Source organism: Kitasatospora sp. NPDC052896 (genome assembly GCF_044547075.1).
Lineage (GTDB): Bacteria > Actinomycetota > Actinomycetes > Streptomycetales > Streptomycetaceae > Kitasatospora.
In genome coordinates this window covers 35,274-52,924 of record NZ_JBITZU010000029.1, presented here as the reverse complement: position 1 = coordinate 52,924, position 17,651 = coordinate 35,274, and the positions used below count along the sequence as shown (strand labels likewise).

Here is a 17,651-nt window from a genome sequence, read left to right as displayed (position 1 = left end):
CGGGTGAACCGCGAAGATCTCCGCCGTCCGCGCGCATGGCCGTAGAGTGGCGTTGTGCCACGAGAAGCCCGCTACCGCGCGATAGCCCGTGAGCTGGGGCGGCGGATCGACTCCGGTGACCTGCCACCCGGCTCGCGGCTGCCCACCGAGGAGGCCCTCGCCGAGCAGTACGGTGTGCACCGGCTGACGGCCCGGCAGGCCATGGTCGAGCTGCGCACCAGCGGCCTGGTCGAGACCCGGCACGGCAGCGGCAGCTACGTGCGACCGCTCCAGCGCAAGCTGGAGGTGACGGTGGACCCGGTGACCCGGCTGCACCGGCCGGGCGTGATCGACGAACTCGCCGTGCACTTCGCGAGCGGCGAGGAGTTCCGTTCCGCCGGTCTGCGGCAGGACCCGGGCGCGGCCCGGCGGCTGGGCCTGCCGGACCCCGAGGTCTACGAGGTCGCGACACTGCTGCGGACGGACGAGGTGCCGTGCGTCGCCAGCCGCTACGCGCTGCCGCCCCGGCTGTCGGATTTCGCCTACGACCCGGCCGAGGGGGTCCTGGGGGCGCTGGGCCGGCTCGGTTACGACTACCGCTACCGCAGCCACACGGTCTCCGCCGACATCGCGGGACCGGTCGACCAGGAGGTGCTCCAGGTCGAGCCGGGGGCGGCCGTACTGGTGCGCGAGGGGCTCCTGGTCTGCGACGGGGAGCCCCTCTGTCACGTCGTCCGGCGTTGCCGGGGCGACCTGGTGGCGCTCACCACCCGCTACGAGTGAGTGCCCGCCCGGGCCCACCCGGACCGGCACGCCGGCGAACTGGCCGGCGGCCGCGCTGTGGGTGTGGCCGGCCAGGATCAGCCGCACGTCGCTGCCCGCCACGACCTCGGCCAGCCGCTCCGGCTCGCGCAGGTCCAGGTGCCGCGCCAGGCGCGGGTCCTCGAAGCCCGGGGTCAGGCCGCCGAGCGGCGGGTGGTGCAGCACCAGCACGGTGCCGTGCTCGGCCGGCTCGGCCAGCCGGGCGGCGAGCCAGTCGAGCTGGCCGTCCTCCAGCTCGCCGTGGGGCTTGCCGGGCACGGAGGTGTCCAGCGTGATGACGCGCAGACCGCCGACCGTCGTGACGTGGTCGTAGGGCTCGGTGCTGGGCTCCAGGCCGAGCAGCCCGGCCCGCAGCGCGCCGCGCTCGTCGTGGTTGCCGGCCGCGTGAACGACCTGCGCGCCGAGCTTCTCGGCGGCGGCGGTCACCGCCTCGGCGACGATCCGGTACGAGGCCTCGTCGCCGCCGTCGGTGATGCCACCGGAGAGGACGATCGCGTCGAAGTCCCGCCCCGAGGCGACGGCCGCGTCGAGCGCGGCGGTCAGCGCGGCCCGCGAGTCGGCCGAGCCGTGCAGCAGGCCCTCGGGAATGACGTGGACGTCGGTGAGGTGGAGGAGGGAGTAGTGGTAGTCCAGGGCCCAGACCCTGGCCTGCCGAGTTGACTCCTCCGAGTCATCTATATGAATTCTTCCTGGCGGCCGAGGCCCGGGCAGGGCGTCCGGCCCGCCGTCACTCCCGGTCGAGCCACAGGTCCGGGCCGAAGACCTCGTAGTGGATGGCGGCGGCCGGCAGGCCGGCGGCGAGCAGTTGGGTGCGGGCGGCGCGCAGGAACGGCAGGGGGCCGCAGAGGTAGGCCGTGGCGTCGGCGGGCAGCGCCACGGTGCCGAGGTCGAGGAGGCCGGTGCGCTCGGTGGGCCAGTCTGCGGGCGGCTGCTCGTACCAGACGTGCGCGGCGGCGTCCGGCAGCTTGGCGGTGAGCTGGTGCAGGTCGGCGCGGAAGGCGTGGGTGTCCTCGCTGCGGTCGGCGTGCGCCGTGATCACCCGGCGGGTCGACCCGGTGGCGGCCAGGTGGCTCAGCATGCCGATCATCGGCGTGCACCCGATGCCGGCCGAGACCAGCAGGATCGGGCTCTGGCCGGCTTCGTCCAGGTACACGTCGCCGAACGGCGCGCTGAGCCGCAGCACCGTGTCGAGGTCGGCCCGCTCGTGCAGGTGGTTGGAGACCTCGCCCGCCGGGCCGCCGTCGCCGGCCACCCGCTTGACGGTGAAGCGGAGTGCGCCGTCCTCCTGCCCGGAGAGGCTGTACTGGCGTATCTGCCGTGCCCCGTCGGGCAGTTCGACCTGGACCGAGACGTACTGCCCGGGGCGCTGGGCGGGCAGCGGCCCGCCGTCCACCGGGCGGACCACGAAGGTCACCACCTCGTCGGTCTCCCGACGGCGTTCGGTGACCCGGTACTCGCGCCAGGACGTGCCGTCGGCGGTGCCGGCCTGCTGGGACAGTCGGGTCTCGATGGCGATCAGGGCGTTGGCCATCAGCCAGTAGACCTCGTCCCACGCGGCCGCGACCTCGGGTGTCACCGCCGCGCCGAGCACCTCGGCGATCGCGGCGAAGAGGTGCTCGCGCACGATCGGGTACTGCGCGGGGCGGATGTCGAGGGAGGCGTGCTTGTGCGCGATCCGGCCGAGCATGGCGTCCGGGCGCTGCTCGGGGTGTTCGACCAGTGCGGTGGCGAAGGCGGCGATCGAGCCGGCCAGCGCCTGCTGCTGGCTGCCGTTGGCCTGGTTGCCACGGTTGAAGAGGTCGCGCAGCAGCTCCGGGTGGGCGGCGAACAGCTTGCGGTAGAAGAGCGGGGTGATCTCCCCGATCGCGCCACCGACCGCGGGAAGGGTTGCCCGGACGGTAGCCACCGATTGCTCCGACAGCATGGTCGAGCTCCTAACTGGTATTTCAGATTCGTATTTGCGGGCGTGACTGGCCGCCCCGTGGACGGGGCGGCGAAAGGGCTCCTAGTCGACCGGGCGCGGGCCGAGGGCGAGCAGCACCGGGCCGGTCGGCGGGCCGACCAGGTCCTGGATCGAGAGTGGGTCCAGTGAGCTGAAGAAGGCCTCCTGTGCCGTGCGCAGCGCGCCGCGCAGTCGGCAGGCGGCGCGCAGCGGGCAGGGCGGGTCGTCCTCGCAGCCCACCACGTCGCCGACGCCTTCCAGGTCCCGGACCAGCTGGCCGAGTGAGCCGGTCAGCCCGGCCCGGGTGAGGGTCAGCCCGCCGCCGCTGCCCCGGCGGGCCTCCAGGACGCCCAGGTGCTGGAGGCGGCCGACCACCTTGGCCGCGTGGGTGTACGGGACGCCGACGGCCGCGGCCACCTCGCGGGTGGTGGGGGTCTGGTCCTCCAGGACCGCCAGTCGCATGGCGATGCGGAGGGCGATGTCGGTTGCCTTGGTCAGTCGCACACCTGGACCCTAGCAATTGGTATCTGAAAGTCCAATTAGGCGAGGCTCGGGTCGGGGATCGGTCCGCGGGGGAGCCGGCGGACGGCCGCCGGGGGCGGTCTGGGCGGCGGTGCTGGGGGAGTCCTGGAATCGGAGGGCGGCCGACCCCGGCTCTTGACAGTGACACGTAAGGAAGCTTTCCTAACTATCACTCAACTCCGAACCGATCCCCGGGTCCGGGAGTCGTGTGTTCCAGCCGGGGTTCCTTCCCCCGCGCGGCCTCTCCCGCGGCACCGGATCGACCTGCCCACCCGCCGCTCTCCCCCCAAGGGCGGCGGGGCCGGATCCCCTTGAAGGAGTTCCGCGTGCGAAACCGATGGAAGAGGCCGCTCGCCTCCGTGGTGACGGGGTGCCTGATCGGGCTCTCCGTGACCGCGCTGGCGACGGCGCCCCCCGCCCGCGCCGCCACCGCCCCCGCGCACCCGTTCCCGACCCATGTGACCTACCAGGTCGGCGTGATGCCCTCCGCTTCGCAGGCGGCCAGGGACGCGGCCGTGGAGAAGCAGTACGACTCCTGGAAGTCCAGCTACCTGGTCCACGGCTGCGCTTCGAACGAGTACTACGTCTCGACCAAGGGCGACAGCGACGCCCGCGACAACGGCCCGGTCTCCGAGGGGCAGGGCTACGGGATGAACATCGTCCCCCTGATGGCCGGTTACGATCCGGACGCGCGGAGCGAGTTCGACGGCCTCTGGCAGCTGGTCAAGGACCACGAGGACCAGTACGGCCTGATGCAGTGGCAGTTGGACGGCAGGACCTGCGAGTACTACAGCAGCGGTACCCCGGACGCGGCCACCGACGGCGACCTCGACATCGGCTACGGCCTGATCCTCGCCGACCGGCAGTGGGGCGGCTACACCGCCGACGCCAAGGCCTGGCTGGCCGACGTCTACGCCCACGACGTCGCCCCCGACGGCCACCTGAAGTGCGAGGGCGACGGGCCGAACACCGACACCCGGCCGTCCGACCAGATGATCGACCACCTGCGCGCGTTCGCCGCCTACGACACCGCGCACGACTGGAACAAGGTGATCCAGCGCTCCGAGGCGTTGGACAACGAGTTCACCGGCGCCTACTCCTCCAGCGCCGGTCTGCTCTCCGACTTCGTGGTGAACGCGGACGCCAGCAGCCCCGAGCCGGCGCCCGCCGACTACCAGGAGGACCAGCCCGACAACATCGTCGGCTACAACTCCATCCGGGTTCCCTGGCACCTGGGCACCGACGCGTTGCTCAACGACAGCTCGACCGCGGCGACCGAGTACGCGCTCGCGCGGAAGGAGAGCGCCTGCCTGAAGGGCGAGTCGGGCGGCAACCCGCAGAACGTCTATCCGCACACCAACCTCGACTGCACGCCGTACTCGACCAGCGACCAGGCCGAGGAGGCCGGCGACGCGGTCGGCCCGGCCGCGATGGCCTCCGGTGACCAGGCGTGGACCGACGCGATCTGGAAGCAGCTCGGCACCAACCCCTTCGGCGACGGGTACTACGGCGAGACCATCAAGATGCTGGTCTACCTCGTGATGGCCGGCGACTACTGGAGCCCGAGCGCCACCAGCGCGCCGGGCAACGACTTCTCGGTGTCGGCCGCGCCGGCGGCCGGCTCGGTGGCGGCGGGTTCCAGCGCGAGCGTGACCGTCCGCACCGCGGTGACCTCGGGCAGTGCGCAGTCGGTGGCCCTGACGGCGTCGGGCCTGCCGTCGGGGGCGACGGCCTCGTTCAGCCCGGCCTCGGTGCGCGCGGGCGGCTCCTCGACGCTGTCGATCGCGACCAACTCCACGGTCCCGGCCGGTAGTTATCCGATCACCATCACCGGCACCGCCGCCTCCGGCAGTCACACCGCCAGGTACGCGCTCACGGTCGGCAGCTCGACCGGCGGTACTTGCACCTCGGCGCAGCTGCTCGGCAACCCGGGCTTCGAGAACGGAACGAACGCGGCGCCGTGGACCCAGACCTCCAGCACCGGCTCCGCGCCGATCAACAACGACACCGCCGACGAGCCGGCACACAGCGGGAGTTGGGACGCCTGGCTGGACGGCAACAGCAAGGCCGGCACCGACACCGTGTCGCAGACCGCCACCATCCCGGCGGCCTGCACCGCCACCCTCTCCTACTGGCTGCACGTCGACAGCACCGAGTCCACCAGCACCGCCGAGCCGGACACCCTGAGCGTCCAGCTGCTCGACGGCAGCGGCAACGTACTGACCACGCTGGCCGGTTACTCCAACCTGGACCGGAACAGCGGCTACGCACAGCACACCGTCGACGTCTCCGGCTACGCCGGCCAGACCGTCACGCTGCGCTTCACCGGTACCGAGACCGACGCCGACGGCGGCACCACCAGCTTCGTCGTCGACGACACCGCCCTCGACGTCTCGGGCGGCACGGTCCCGGGCAACGACTTCTCCCTCTCCGCCAGCCCGGCCGCCGGCTCGGTGCCGGCGGGCTCCAGCGCGCGTACGACCGTCAGCACCGCCGTGACCTCCGGTGGTACCCAGCCGGTCGCGCTCACCGCCTCGGGCGCGCCGAGTGGTGCGACCGTCTCCCTCAGTCCGGCCTCGGTCACCGCCGGCGGCTCCTCGACGCTGTCGATCGCGACCAGTTCGGGTACTCCGGCCGGAAGTTACCCGATCACCATCACCGGCACAGCCGCCTCCGGCAGCCACACCGCCGGCTACACCCTGACCGTCACCGGCTCCTCCGGGGGCGGTCCCACCTTCACCCAGGCCGACATCGACTCCGCCGTGGCGGCGCCGCTGATCGCCTTCGCGGCACCGACCTCCGACACACCGCGTCCGGGCACCAATCCGACCGACATCGGTGCGGCCAAGGTGTTGGAGTACCTCGCCCTGGTCGACAAGGTGAGCCCGGGCAGCAAGGCCGGCAACGGGACCACGGTGGACAGCGCGTTGTTGGCCCAGGTCCGCAACCTGATCGCGGGCGGCAACGAGCCCGACGCGGACGGCGGCCTCGAAGGCTGGTCGCACGCCCCGGTCGCCGAGGCCCTGCTGCTGCTCAGGAACGGCCCGGCCTGGCGCGAGTTGACCAGCACCGAACAGAACAAGGTCGCGCTGCTCGAAGCGGCCATGGGCTACGGCGGGAACTACGCCTACAACGACGCCAACGACTTCTCCTCGGGCATCTGCGGCTTCGGCAACTTCGCCAAGACCAACAACCCCAACTACCAGGATGGCTACGTGGACGTGGAGATCGCGGCGATCCAGTTCTTCGGCGCCGCGACCTGGGACTCGATGCTGGCGAACTTCGACGACGCGACCGAGGTCTCCCGGCTCGACGCGGCCGGCCTGACCAACGCGGGCGGCTGCTTCAGCACGGTCGGCAGCGCCGCCAACGCCGCCATCCGGCCCGCGTTCGTCTACCAGGGACACCACAGCAGTGACCTGATGGGTCTGTGGAACCAGCTGGCGTCCGACACCTTCGACAGGACGGTGAGCAGCTCCAACGGCAGCGCACACATCGCCGACAACACCACCAGCCCGGAACAGGGACAGTTCGGCATGGGCCACGAGTTCGACTCCACCGACTCCAACGGCCTGCGCAGCTCGGCCCTGTACGTCTTCGAGGGCTGGATGAACGTCACCGGCAGCCGCCTGGCCATGACGGCGCTCGGCGACTTCAGCTGCTCGGCCGCCACAGCGGCGCCGCAGTACCACGTGGGCAGCCTGGACCTGATCTACAAGCTCCAGCACGGCTACGTCAGTTACGCGCTCAACCAGGACGGCATCCTGGTCGACGACCACGGTGACCCGAGCAGCGACGGCCCGAACGCCAAGGGTTACCAGTACGACCACGACGCGTACGACGCGCTGGTGGCCACCCAGTCCTGCTGAGCAGGACCTCGATCCTCCGGCCCGGGGCGGCGCCCGCCGACCGCCCCGGGCCGGAACACACCCGCACCCCGCGTGATCAGCCCCGCCCTCGACGGCACCGGCTCGGTCGGGCCGAGCGTGGGCGCGGGTGCCGTCACCGCCGTCCCAGACAGGCGGTGGCCGCCGAGAACAGCGCGGCGATGCCGGTCTGGAGGGTGAGGCGGACGTGGGGACGGAACTCGGGCGAGTGGTTGGCCGGTAGCGCGGCCATCTTCTCCGCCGCTCCGGCACCCTGGGTCGCCGCCCACTGCTCGGGACCGACCATCCCGAGCATCCAGTACGCGGTCCGGATGCCCGTCACCCCGTGCAGGCCCACCCCTGGCTCCCCGAACAGGGGGAAGTCCTCGGTGGCCGGGGACGGCGGCCAGTCGGCGACCCGCTCCGGTCCGAACAGCTCCTGGTGTGCCGCGCGGAGGGCCTGCGACAGCACGGGATCGGGCGCGTTGACACCCGAGCGGGACAGCTCCTCGACCTCCGGCTCGCGGGGAGTGCCCGCGGCCTCGGCCTCGCTCCGGACGATCCCCCGCACGGCCGCCGCGGCCCGCTCCAGGACCTGTTCGGTGAAGCCCCGCAGGGTCACCGTCAGGGTGGCCCGGTCGGGGATCACGTTGCCCTGGCCGCCCGCCTCCAGGGAACCCACGGTGACCACCACCTGCTCGGCCGGGCCGGTCTCCCGGGACTCGATCGTCCGCAGCCGCAGCACGACGGCGGCCGCGGCCACCACCGGGTTCACCGCCAGCCGGGGTGCGGCGGCGTGCCCGCCCCGGCCGTGGATCACCACCCGCAGGGTCCGGCTGCCGGCCATCACCGGACCGCGCCCGTGGGCGACCATCCCGGCCGGGAGCGGCGCGGTGTGCTGGGCGAGCACCACCGAGGGCGGCTCGAAGCGGCGGTAGAGGCCGTCCGCCAGCATGGCCCGGGCGCCGGCCAGGGTCTCCTCGGCCGGCTGACCGACCACCAGCACGGTGCCGCGCCAGCCCGCGCGCGCCTCGGCCAGGGCGGCCGCGGCCGCGGCGGCGCAGGCCAGGTGGACGTCGTGGCCACAGGCGTGCATCACCGGGACGGTCCGGCCGTCGACCGTCCTGGCCGTCGCCGTGCTGGCGTACGGCAGGCCGGTCCGCTCCGCCACCGGCAGGGCGTCCAGCTCCGCGCGGAGCAGCACCACCGGTCCGTCCCCGTTGCGCAGCACGGCGGCCACGCCGTGGCCGCCGATGCCCCGGGTCACCTGGTACCCGGCGGTGGCCAGCCGGTCGGCGAAGCGGGCCGCGGTGCGTTCCTCGGCCCCCGCGAGCTCCGGATGGCGGTGCAGGTCCAGGTAGAACTCGGCGGCCCGGGCGAGGGCGACGGCGGTGGGGACGGCAGGGGTCATCGGGCGGAACTCCTCGGGACACGTCGGGCGGACTGGTCGGGCGCGGGTCGGGCGCGCGGGTCGGGCGGTCAGTGAGGTGTCAGCGGAGCGCACCCGGGGCTGCCAGCGCCGCGCGGTAGAACTGGCCCGGGGAGAAGGCGCGTTCGCACCAGCGCCGCCCGCTCCGCCACACCGGTCCGGCCGCCACGGCCGGGCCGTTCCCCACCGCCGGAAGGAGTTCCCATGTCCGCCGACACGTCCCTTGCCTCGCTCGCCGAGGAGATCCTGAACCTGGAGTCGGAGACCTTCGAGATCAGCGACTACTCGGACACCAGCGAGGTCATGCTGGGCTCGTCGACCAGCTGCTCGTCGACCAGCACCTGCTCCAGCACCACCAGCACCACCAGCTGCACCGCCTGATCCGACGGGTTGCGCACCGTTGGGCCGCCGCCCGGGCGGCGGCCCAACGGCCGTCACGGGAACGGGTGGGGGACCAGGCGCAGCTCGTGATCCGCCAGGTCGGTGGTGCGCAGACCGCCGCGCCGCAGGGCGGTGCGCAACCGGGGCAGTCGCAGGGCACGTTGCCGGGTCCAACCGAAGTCGATCGGCAGCAGGCCCGGCACCACCGTGCACACCGTGCGCAGGCCCAGCCTCCGTTGCTCGGGCGAGGTCTGGTCGACGACGATCACGTCGTGCCCGGCCCTGACCAACTCGTCGCGGCAGAACAGCAGGTCGTCGAGCAGGTCGGTGGAGCGCGGGCGCTGCTCGGCCCAGTCGGCGTAGAGCTCGGTGGCGGGCCGGGCGGGCGCCCGCCGCTCCAGGTAGCTGCCGGCGTACCGGGCCATCCGCGGCAGGCCGAACAGGGCCGCGTGGTCGGGCAGTCGGCGGACGAGGTCGAAGTCCTCGGCCATGGCGGCCAGTTCCGCCGGCCGCTCGCGCACCTGGCCGGGCAGGTGCGGGAGGTAGGTGAGGATCTCGGCGACCGCGGACTCGACGGTGTGCTCCGGGTCGAAGCCCGCGGCCGCCGCGAAGGCCAGCGTCCCGGGCCCGCCGTCGCCCCGCACCGCGAGCGCGGTCACCACCGGGACGGCCAGGTCCACCCGGTTGTCGAAGGCGTGCACCTGGTACCCCTGCAGGGTGGCGCGGTCCAGCATCGCCCGCAGGCCCGGGCCGGCGCAGCGGGCGAGGTCGATCTCGGGCAGCGCCGCGTTGCCGTACCAGCCGAGCAGGAAGGCGTCCCGCTCGATGAGTTCGAGCAGGCCGAAGAGGATCGCCTCCTCCAGGCAGCTGCCGATGGCGCAGCCGTTGGAGCACTCGAAGACGAAGTTGTCAGCCGGCACCCCCGCGCTGTAGTGGCAGAGCCGGGCGGGGACGAGGATCGGGCGGTCGTCGCGTAGCGAGTGGCCCTGGACCCACGGGATCGGGCGGTCGGGGTCGAAGGGGCTGAGCATCGGGTCCTCGCGGTAGGTCCGCGGTGCGTACAGGCCGCAGGCACGTGGGTCCAGCGCGCGGTCGGCCAGGTTGTGGTAGGAGTCGGTCAGCAGCGGTGCGGTGCTGCGCCGGTGGGTGCCGGCGTAGCGCTCCAGGCCCTCCAGGAAGGCCAGTGCGCGGCTGGTGCGGAAGGAGTTGGCCTGGCCGCTCCAGGTGACGTCGGTGAGTCCGGCGTAGCCGCGCATGAAGACGCTGCCGGCCACCGGCGCCGTGGTCGGCGAGGTGACGTCGGACCAGGTGCCCGCGCCGAGCACCCCGCAGACCGGGTTGGCCAGCGCGGCGGTGGGCAACGGGTGGGAACCCGCCGGGCGCAGGCGGTGGATGTCCGCGGCCGGCTTGGGGCGGTGGGTGAGTCGGAGCACCGGTTCCCCGGTCGGCGCGGGAGTGTCGGGCGCGGCCGCGCAGGACGGGCAGAGCGGCTCGGCGAGCAGCGGCACGGTCTGCACCCGGAGCGTCTCCAGGTCGAGCCGGGAGACCTGGGGCAGCGCGGCGTCGGCCGCGCTCGGCCGGACCGTGGGATGGGAGGTCGGCCGGATCGACTTCCCACCCCGGGTGGTGGTGAGCCGGTGCAGGGCCCAGAGGGCGTCGACGGCGTACTCCGGCAGCACCGGCCAGTCGGAGCCCACCACGGTGGTGGCGAGGCCGGTCTCCAGGGCCTCGCGTTCGGTGCGGCTGCGCAGCCGCTGCCAGCGGACGGCCAGGCAGGTGCCGCAGGCCGGCGGCGCGTCGGGGGCCCCGCCCCAGGGACCGACCAGGACGGCCTGCGCGGTGAGGTGGACGGTGGCCCGGGCCCGGTACCGTGCCCGGGCGGCGGGCTCGGCGCGCAGCAGATCGGTGCCGCCGAGAACGACGACCAGGGGTGCCGCCGCGTCGCAGGCCGCGGCGCGTTCGGCCAGGCGGCGCTCCAGCAGCGCCCGGGCCGCCTCGAAGGGGGCCGCCGGGGCAGCCGCGACGGGAGTGGTCATGTGCGGTTGCTCCAGCGGAAGGTCCTGCCGGCCAGCAGGGCGAAGAGCAGGGCGAAGGCGGCCAGCGCGGCGCAGTCCAGGGCGGGCCGGCCGAACCCGCCGCGCCCGCCGAGGGCGTCGGTGACCCCTTCGTCGAAGTACCGCAGCGGCAGGGCCCGGGAGAGGTGCCGCAACCAGCCGGGCATCAGGTCGATGGGGTAGAACGCGCCGGACAGGAAGGCCATCGGGACCATCACGCAGTTGGCGATCGCGGCCACCGCCTCGGCGGTGCTGGCCAGCGTGCCGACCACCAGGCCGAGGGCGGCGAAGGCGGTGACGCCGAGCACCAGCACCGGCAGGGCGAGTGGCCAGGAGCCGGCGATCACCAGGCCGAAGCCGGCCAGCGCCACGACGGTGAACAGCACCGCCTGGACCAGGCCGGTGCCGAGGGCCACCGCGTAGCGGGCGCCGAGCACGGTGGCCAGCGGAGTGGGGGTGCGCCAGATGAGCCGCAGCAGGTCGTCGCGGCGCCAGTGCATCAGGGTGAAGGCGACCCCGAACAGCGCCGCGTTGCCGATCCCCCAGGAGAGCACGCCGGGGGCGATGTAGTTGATGTACGACAGGCCGCCGTTGACGGACTGGCCGTGGAAGATCAGCCCGAAGACGACCAGGAAGACCAGGGGGAAGGCGAAGGTGAAGATCACCGAGGTGCGGTCGCGGACGTAGGCGAGGTAACTGGCCCTGGTCACGGCGGTGTAGGCGTTCACGGACGGTGCTCCGTTCCGGTCAGTTCCAGGTAGGCGTCCTCGAGGGTCGCGGTGCGGGTCTGGATCTCGTCCAGGCCGACCAGGTCGCCGAGCGCCACCAGCACCCGGTTGGCGGACCTGGTCGAGATCACCACCTCGCCCGCCTCGACGGTCGCCTGGTCGACCCCGGCCAGCCGCCGCGCGTCCTCGACCGTGATCCGGTGGGCCGGGACGAACAGCCGGGTGGGGGCGGCCAGCGACCTGACCAGGCTCCCGGGGCTGTCCACCGCGAGCACGGAACCCCGGGCGATGATCGCCACCCGGTCGCACAGCGCCTCGGCCTCGTCCAGGTGGTGGGTGGTGTAGACGATGGTCCGGCCGTCCCCCTTCAGGGCCCGCAGCACCTCCCACAGCGAGCGCCGGGCGGCCGGGTCGAGGGCGGCGGTCGGCTCGTCCAGGAAGATCAGTTCCGGTTCGTGGATGAGCGCGGTGGCCAGCGCGAGGCGCTGGCGCTGGCCGCCGGAGAGCTGGTCCACCCGGCGGTCGGCCTGCTCCTCGAGGTCCACCAGGGCGAGGGCGCGTCGGGCGGCGGCCGGCTCCAGGCGGTAGAGGGCGGCGACGGTCTCCAGGTGCTCCAGCGCGGTCAGCCGGGTGAAGAAGGCCGAGGTCTGGGTCTGGATGCCGAGTCGCCGCAGCAGTGCGGTCCTCCGGGGCCAGGGTTGCTCTCCCAGCACGTGGACGCTGCCGGCGTCGGGTTGCCGCAGCCCCTCCACGACCTCGACCAGCGTGGTCTTGCCGGCGCCGTTGGGTCCGAGGATGCCGAAGAACTCGCCGCGGGCCACGGTCAGTGAGACGCCGTCGAGCGCCTGCACCCTGCCGTACCGCTTGCGCACGCCGTCGAGCGCGACCGCCGGGTCCGACGGGCTGTCACCTGTACTCATCAGTTGTTCTCTCTCCTTGCTGACATCAGTTCACCGGCCGCTTGCGGTATGCCCGGGCCAGCCGGCCCACCACCCACAGCGCCAGCGCCGCCGCGGCCGCCAGCGCGGGCGCGTACCCGGCGACCGGCCCGAGCCGGACCGGCAGCAGCCGGCCGCTCACTGGGCCGACGGCGGCGAGCGCGGCGACGGCCAGGGCCGCGCAGCCGAGCGCGTAGCCGCCGTAGACCAGGCGCAGCCGTACGGGGTAGGCACGGACGGCGGCGAACTCCCGGCGCAGCGTGGCGCCAGCCAGCAGGACGGTGAACCGGCGGCTCTCGGTGGCCAGTTGGAGGCAGTCGAGGGTGTGTCCGAGCGCCTTGTAGCCGTCGAGCGGGGGCAACGGGACGAGGTTGGCCAGCGCGAGTGCCGTGCCGAGCAGCAGCAGGCCGCCCAGGAAGGGCCTGGCCTGGGCGTGTGCGGGCAGCAGCGCCCAGACGGGGTACCAGGGCAGCAGGAAGACCAGGTTCATCAGGGCCCCGGCCGTGGCGGTGGCGATCTGCTCGCGGCGGCGGGCGAAGAACCGCACGTCCTCCACCTCGCAGTACAGGTAGGTCATCGGGAGCCGCCAGCGCAGGCCGATCTCGGTGACCCGTCCGCCGAAGGCCCGACCGACCAGTCCGTGGGCGAGTTCGTGCAGCGCGAGGCTCGCCCAGAGCAGGGTGCCGACCGCCAGCAGCGCGACGGGCTGGCGGGTGAGCCGGGCGGTCTCGTCGGTGAGGGTGCCGAGGTGGCCGACGACTCCCGCGAGCAGTGCCGCCACCAGCGTCGACAGGGCGGCCAGGAACCAGCGTTGGCGGGCGGGACCGCTCGCCCGGTACAGCCGCTCCAGCAGGGCGGGTGCGTCGGCGACCAGCCGCACCCGGCCGGCCAGCACGGTCGAGGGGTTCTGCTCGGGCGGCGCCTGCGGCGCGGTCGGCGGGGCGTCGGCCAGCAGTCCCCGGGCGTAGAGCAGACCCAGCATCTGCTGCCACTGCGGCTCACCGAGCCGGGCCCGGAACCGCTGGGCGTACTGCTCGCCGATCTCGGCCAGTGACCGGGTGCCGTCCAGCCGGGCGATGATGAAGTGTTCCTTCGCCCCGACCTCCAGCCGGCGGTGGCTCGCCGGGTCCCACACCAGGTGGACGGGGACGGCGCCGCGCCACAGCGGCCGGCTGATCCGAAGCTCGGGGCGGACCTTCGGGCGCAGGCCGAGCAGGTGGTGTCCGCTCACGGCGTCACCGCGGGCTGCGGCTCGCGCAGGGCGCGGGCCAGGATGTAGGAGAGGTACGCCTCGTCGCGCACGGTCACCGAGAGGCGGTTGTTGGTCATGTGCGCGTACGGGGCGAGCAGCATCGGCAGCGCCTGCGCGGGGTCGGTGACGGTGAGGTCGCGGCTGCCGTCCCAGGAGCGGAAGACCAGCTCGCCCCCGCGGGCCAGGTCGGTCGCCCGCTCGCGCAGTTCCAGGCAGTGCTCGGCCCAGCCGCGCAGCAGGCTCGGCAGCCGGTCCGGGGACTCGGCCGCGACTGCCACGCGGATCGTCCGGAAGCGGCCCGGCAGGCTGTCGCCGGTGCTGCGGTAGGCCCGGTCGTAGCCCCGCTGGGCGGTGTAGTCGGTGCCCTCGAACGCCCGGTTCCAGAAGGCGTGGTAGCGGTCGAGGAAGGCCAGCAGGGCGTCCTGTTCGGGCATGAGGCAGGCGGACATGGTCATCATCAGCTGGGCGGCGAGCCCCAGCACCACCGTGCGCAGGTGCAGGTTCATCGTCCGGGTGGCCTCGACGACCAGATCGCTGGAGCGCTGGAAGTGCCACTCGGCGAGCGCGACCCCGGCCGGGCCGCCGTACTTGCCGTACTCGGGCTCGTACGGTTCGACGCTGAAGGTGTTGTTCTCCCGCAGCCGCATGCGGCCGTCCGGGCCGAGCAGGCGCTCGCGGTCCTCCTCGCGGTACTCCAGCTCGAAGAGGGTGTTGTAGAGCTCGGCGAAGAAGCTGTCCTTCACCTCGTAGAGAGCCGGGCGGTGGCGCAGGAAGTGCGCCACCGCCGCCTCGGCGCGCTCGCGCACCCGGTCGGCCACGGCGGGGGAGGAGGGACGCAGGCGCAGGCGCAGATGTGGACCCTCCAACCAGTAGTTGATGAAGAAGTACCCGGCGAGCAGGCCCTCGGCGGTCAGCTCCGCGACCAGCGGCCGGACGCACTGGAGCAGCAGCGGGCGCGGGCTGGCGGCGTAGAAGACGTGCAGGGCCAGCCAGTCGCCGGGGGTGGCCTCGGGCGTGGTCGGGTCGCTCGGTCGGTCAGTCAAGGTTCGGCTCTCCTCGCCGCTGCTCGGGCGCGGCGGCCCCCGCGCGGGGAACGATCTCCAGGGCCAGTTCGGCGACGTGGCGGCCGTGGGCGGAGCGCACGTGCAGGGCGTCCTCGCCCGGCAGCATCTCCTCCAGCACGAGCCGGGCCGGACCGCCGGCCAGCAGCCCGTCCAGCGCCAGCAGCGAGAGCGGGCTGGCGAAGTCGACGTACTGCGGTTTGGCGGTGCCGAGCCGGGAGCCGGTCTCCGGGCGCTCGGGGTGCACCCGGACGAAGACCTCGGTGGGCAGAGCGTGCCGGCGCCGCCAGCGCTGCCACTGCAGGAAGCGCTCCGACTCGTTTTCTCCGGGCTGGAGTTCGGTTAGCGCCGAGGCTTCGGCGGTCCAGCTGCGCCGGTGCAGGACGAGGCTGCCGTGGCGCACCCTCGGGCGCCGGGTGACGCCCCGGGTGGCGGGCCCCGCGGGCACGCCGCGCCACAGTTCCGGGGTCACCCGCGAGGTCGGCGAGAAGAGCAGCAGGCTGCGCGGGATCTCGGGCAGCACCATCGGGACGAGGTAGCCGAGGTAGAGCGGTACCACCTCGACGTCCAGCCGTCGCGAGCGCAGCACCAGCCGGTCGGCGGCGGGATCGTGCTCGACGTACAGGTCGTCGAGGTGGATCCGGGCGGAGGCGGGCGCGGTGCTGGTCTCGCCGGGACAGACCAGCTCGTAGTCGGTCAGCCGGGCGTGCAGGTTGAGGTTGGTGGTCGCCGAGCCGGCGGTCACCTCGGCGAAGACCGCGCCCTCCGGCTGGGCGTCGCGCAGCGTGGTGCGCAGCGCGGCGGGCAGCCCGCCGCCGTCGGCGTCCTCGAAGCAGTGGGTGAAGCGGGTGAAGGGGAAGCAGAGGCCACCGTAGGAGTGGTTGAGCACCACCAGCGGATCGCCGGCCCCGCGGGCCAGTTGGACGAAGTGGCTGTGCGCCGCGAACCCGTCGCCCAGCGGGGCGAGTTCGGCGGCGACGGCGGCGAGGTCGGCCTCGTCGAGCGCCAGCTCCTCGGCGTCCTCGGCCAGTCCTTGCGACAACTCACCCATCCGCCGGGACAGTTCGGCCCGCGAGCGGTCGAGGGCGGTGAGTTCCGGCAGGTCCAGCCAGTTCTCCTCCGGCGGGTAGCCGTCGTCCGCGCCCTGGGCCGGCTTGAGCGCGGTGAACTGGAGGTACTGGTTGAAGATGTCCTCGTGGAAGTCGTGCACCAGCTGGAGCAGGTCCTCGCAGCGCCCGCCCCGGCCGTGCCGGGCGAGGAAGAAGCCCTTCAGGGTGAGCCGTTGGGCCAGGGCGAGGTCGAAGACCGGCAGGATCCGGGCGAGGGAGCGCAGTGGCCGGGCCGCCAGCTCCGCCCAGGCGGTCGGGTCGGCGGTCAACTCGCCCGCGGCGACGTCCTCGTAGAGCAGGGTCTGCGGGGGTGCCACCTGCGTTCCACCCAACTCTCCTTGGATGGACGCCAGTTCACTACGGATCTCGGTGAGCAGCGCCCGCCGGGTCGGGACGTCGCCCTCGGGGTAGCGCGCGATCGCCGCGTGTGGTGCCGCCAGGCGGTCGGCGATCCGCCCGGCCCACGGCCGCTCCAGGGCGCGCAGCGCGTCCTGGAAGGAACGCAGCGGGTCGGCGGTGTGCACGTCCGTGGCGAGGGTGGGGAGTTGCAGGATGCCGATGTCCAGCAGGGCGGCGAGATAGCGCTCGGCGTCCTCGGCGCTCGCGTCGGTGTCGGTGTGGAGCGCGGCCACGAGGTCGCCGTGACGGATCAGCGGCCGGCTCCGGAAGAGGTCCAGCAGCCGCTCCAGGACTCCGCTGAGGCGGAGGAAGAACAGCCGGTCCCGGGCCGCGTCGAAGCTCACCGGGGCGTTGTCGTCGCCGGCGGTCACCGAGCGCCGCACGTAGCGGACCCGGTCCTCGGTCAACTCCCAACCGGAGGCGAGCGCCACCGGCAGGTCGCGTCGGCGCAGCGGGTCGGCGGCGATGAGTTCGGCGAGCCGGGCCAGCACCACGACGTTCAGCCGGGGGTGGCTGCCGCGCCCGGCGCCGAGGAAGAGTCCGGTCGGGTCGGTACCGTCCGCCGCCGCCTCGAAGGTACCGGCCGCGACCGGTGTGAAGGTGCTGAACGGGCTGGTCTTGCAGGCCGTCCGGTACAGGTAGGACAGCAGCGACCGTTCCATCTTGCGGCCGCGCCGGTCCGGGGGCGCGCCCGGCGGGCCGAGCCGGTCGTCCAGCCGGCCCTCCAGGGACGGCGAGGCGAGCAGCAGGCCCAGGCGCAGCTCGTCGAGCCCGGACAGGCGACGCAACTCGGCCCGGGTGCGGACCAGTTCGCGCTCGAAGGCGGCCTCCCCGGCGGACCGCAGGTCGGCCAGGGAGCGGCGGGCGCGCAGCCACCGCGACAGCGACGCGCCGACCTCGGCTGCCAGCCCCTCGACCAGGGTGAGGTCCTCGGCGGGCGCGTCGGGCAGCCGGTTGTTGAACACCTGCCGGCGCACGGCGAGCAGCCGGCGCCGCTGCCCGGCGTCCGGGGCGGTCCGCACCAGTTCCGAGAGCGGCTCACTGAGCCGGGCGCCGAGTTCGGTGAGCCGCTCCTCCTCCGCCAGCAGTCGCTCGGCCCAGCCGAACGCCTCCGGTGAGCGCAGGCCGTGTACCGCCTCGACGGGGAGCCCGGCGACCCGCAGCATGAA

The 17,651-nt window shown here is 73.5% G+C and carries 12 protein-coding genes and 1 pseudogene; 3 read left to right on the top strand and 10 right to left on the bottom strand.

What is annotated here, in order from left to right; translation table 11 throughout:
* Positions 1 to 54 precede the first annotated feature (54 nt).
* A complete protein-coding gene (locus ACIGXM_RS33150) occupies positions 55 to 762 on the top strand; it encodes a GntR family transcriptional regulator (RefSeq protein WP_396567519.1) in 708 nt (235 codons plus the stop codon).
* Between the two features lie 114 nt (positions 763 to 876).
* Here ACIGXM_RS33150 and ACIGXM_RS33145 read toward each other — a convergent pair.
* The 3 genes and pseudogenes from ACIGXM_RS33145 to ACIGXM_RS33135 all read right to left on the bottom strand — a co-directional run.
* Positions 877 to 1,374: pseudogene (locus ACIGXM_RS33145) on the bottom strand (metallophosphoesterase); the annotation flags it as partial.
* Positions 1,375 to 1,528: 154 nt separating this feature from the next.
* Positions 1,529 to 2,725, bottom strand: coding sequence for a globin domain-containing protein (locus ACIGXM_RS33140; RefSeq protein ID WP_396567517.1), 1,197 nt, complete (start codon positions 2,723 to 2,725; stop codon positions 1,529 to 1,531).
* Between the two features lie 81 nt (positions 2,726 to 2,806).
* A complete protein-coding gene (locus ACIGXM_RS33135; RefSeq protein WP_396567515.1) occupies positions 2,807 to 3,247 on the bottom strand; it encodes an RrF2 family transcriptional regulator in 441 nt (146 codons plus the stop codon).
* Positions 3,248 to 3,591: 344 nt separating this feature from the next.
* Here ACIGXM_RS33135 and ACIGXM_RS33130 point away from each other — a divergent pair, with 344 nt between their 5' ends.
* The gene (locus ACIGXM_RS33130; RefSeq protein ID WP_396567514.1) at positions 3,592 to 7,134 is read left to right on the top strand and encodes a glycosyl hydrolase family 8; all 3,543 of its coding nucleotides are present in this window, start codon (positions 3,592 to 3,594) and stop codon (positions 7,132 to 7,134) included.
* A gap of 133 nt (positions 7,135 to 7,267) precedes the next feature.
* Here the strand turns inward: ACIGXM_RS33130 and ACIGXM_RS33125 are convergent, their stop codons facing one another.
* Positions 7,268 to 8,542: an amidohydrolase gene (locus ACIGXM_RS33125; protein ID WP_396567512.1), complete on the bottom strand. Its 1,275-nt coding sequence runs from the start codon at positions 8,540 to 8,542 to the stop codon at positions 7,268 to 7,270.
* 222 nt (positions 8,543 to 8,764) lie between these two features.
* On the opposite strand from ACIGXM_RS33125, the gene ACIGXM_RS33120 reads away from it, so the two are divergent.
* A complete protein-coding gene (locus ACIGXM_RS33120; protein WP_396567510.1) occupies positions 8,765 to 8,941 on the top strand; it encodes a thiazolylpeptide-type bacteriocin in 177 nt (58 codons plus the stop codon).
* A gap of 53 nt (positions 8,942 to 8,994) precedes the next feature.
* Here ACIGXM_RS33120 and ACIGXM_RS33115 read toward each other — a convergent pair whose 3' ends face one another.
* The 6 genes from ACIGXM_RS33115 to ACIGXM_RS33090 are packed head-to-tail and all read right to left on the bottom strand — an operon-like array spanning position 8,995 to position 17,648.
* Positions 8,995 to 10,977 (bottom strand): TOMM precursor leader peptide-binding protein, encoded by a 1,983-nt coding sequence (locus tag ACIGXM_RS33115; RefSeq protein ID WP_396567508.1) that lies wholly within the window; start codon positions 10,975 to 10,977, stop codon positions 8,995 to 8,997.
* Positions 10,974 to 11,723, bottom strand: a complete 750-nt coding sequence (locus ACIGXM_RS33110; protein WP_396567506.1) for an ABC transporter permease — start codon at positions 11,721 to 11,723, stop codon at positions 10,974 to 10,976. The genes ACIGXM_RS33115 and ACIGXM_RS33110 overlap by 4 nt, the downstream gene beginning before the upstream one ends.
* Positions 11,720 to 12,643, bottom strand: coding sequence for an ABC transporter ATP-binding protein (locus tag ACIGXM_RS33105; protein WP_396567504.1), 924 nt, complete (start codon positions 12,641 to 12,643; stop codon positions 11,720 to 11,722). The genes ACIGXM_RS33110 and ACIGXM_RS33105 overlap by 4 nt, the downstream gene beginning before the upstream one ends.
* Before the next feature lie 25 nt (positions 12,644 to 12,668).
* A complete protein-coding gene (locus tag ACIGXM_RS33100; protein WP_396567502.1) occupies positions 12,669 to 13,892 on the bottom strand; it encodes a peptidase M50 in 1,224 nt (407 codons plus the stop codon).
* On the bottom strand, positions 13,889 to 14,956 hold the full coding sequence (locus tag ACIGXM_RS33095; protein WP_396567500.1) for a lantibiotic dehydratase C-terminal domain-containing protein: 1,068 nt from the start codon (positions 14,954 to 14,956) through the stop codon (positions 13,889 to 13,891). The genes ACIGXM_RS33100 and ACIGXM_RS33095 overlap by 4 nt, the downstream gene beginning before the upstream one ends.
* The gene (locus ACIGXM_RS33090; protein WP_396567584.1) at positions 14,949 to 17,648 is read right to left on the bottom strand and encodes a lantibiotic dehydratase; all 2,700 of its coding nucleotides are present in this window, start codon (positions 17,646 to 17,648) and stop codon (positions 14,949 to 14,951) included. Before ACIGXM_RS33090 ends, ACIGXM_RS33095 begins: the two co-directional genes overlap by 8 nt.
* Between the last annotated feature and the right edge of the window lie 3 nt (positions 17,649 to 17,651).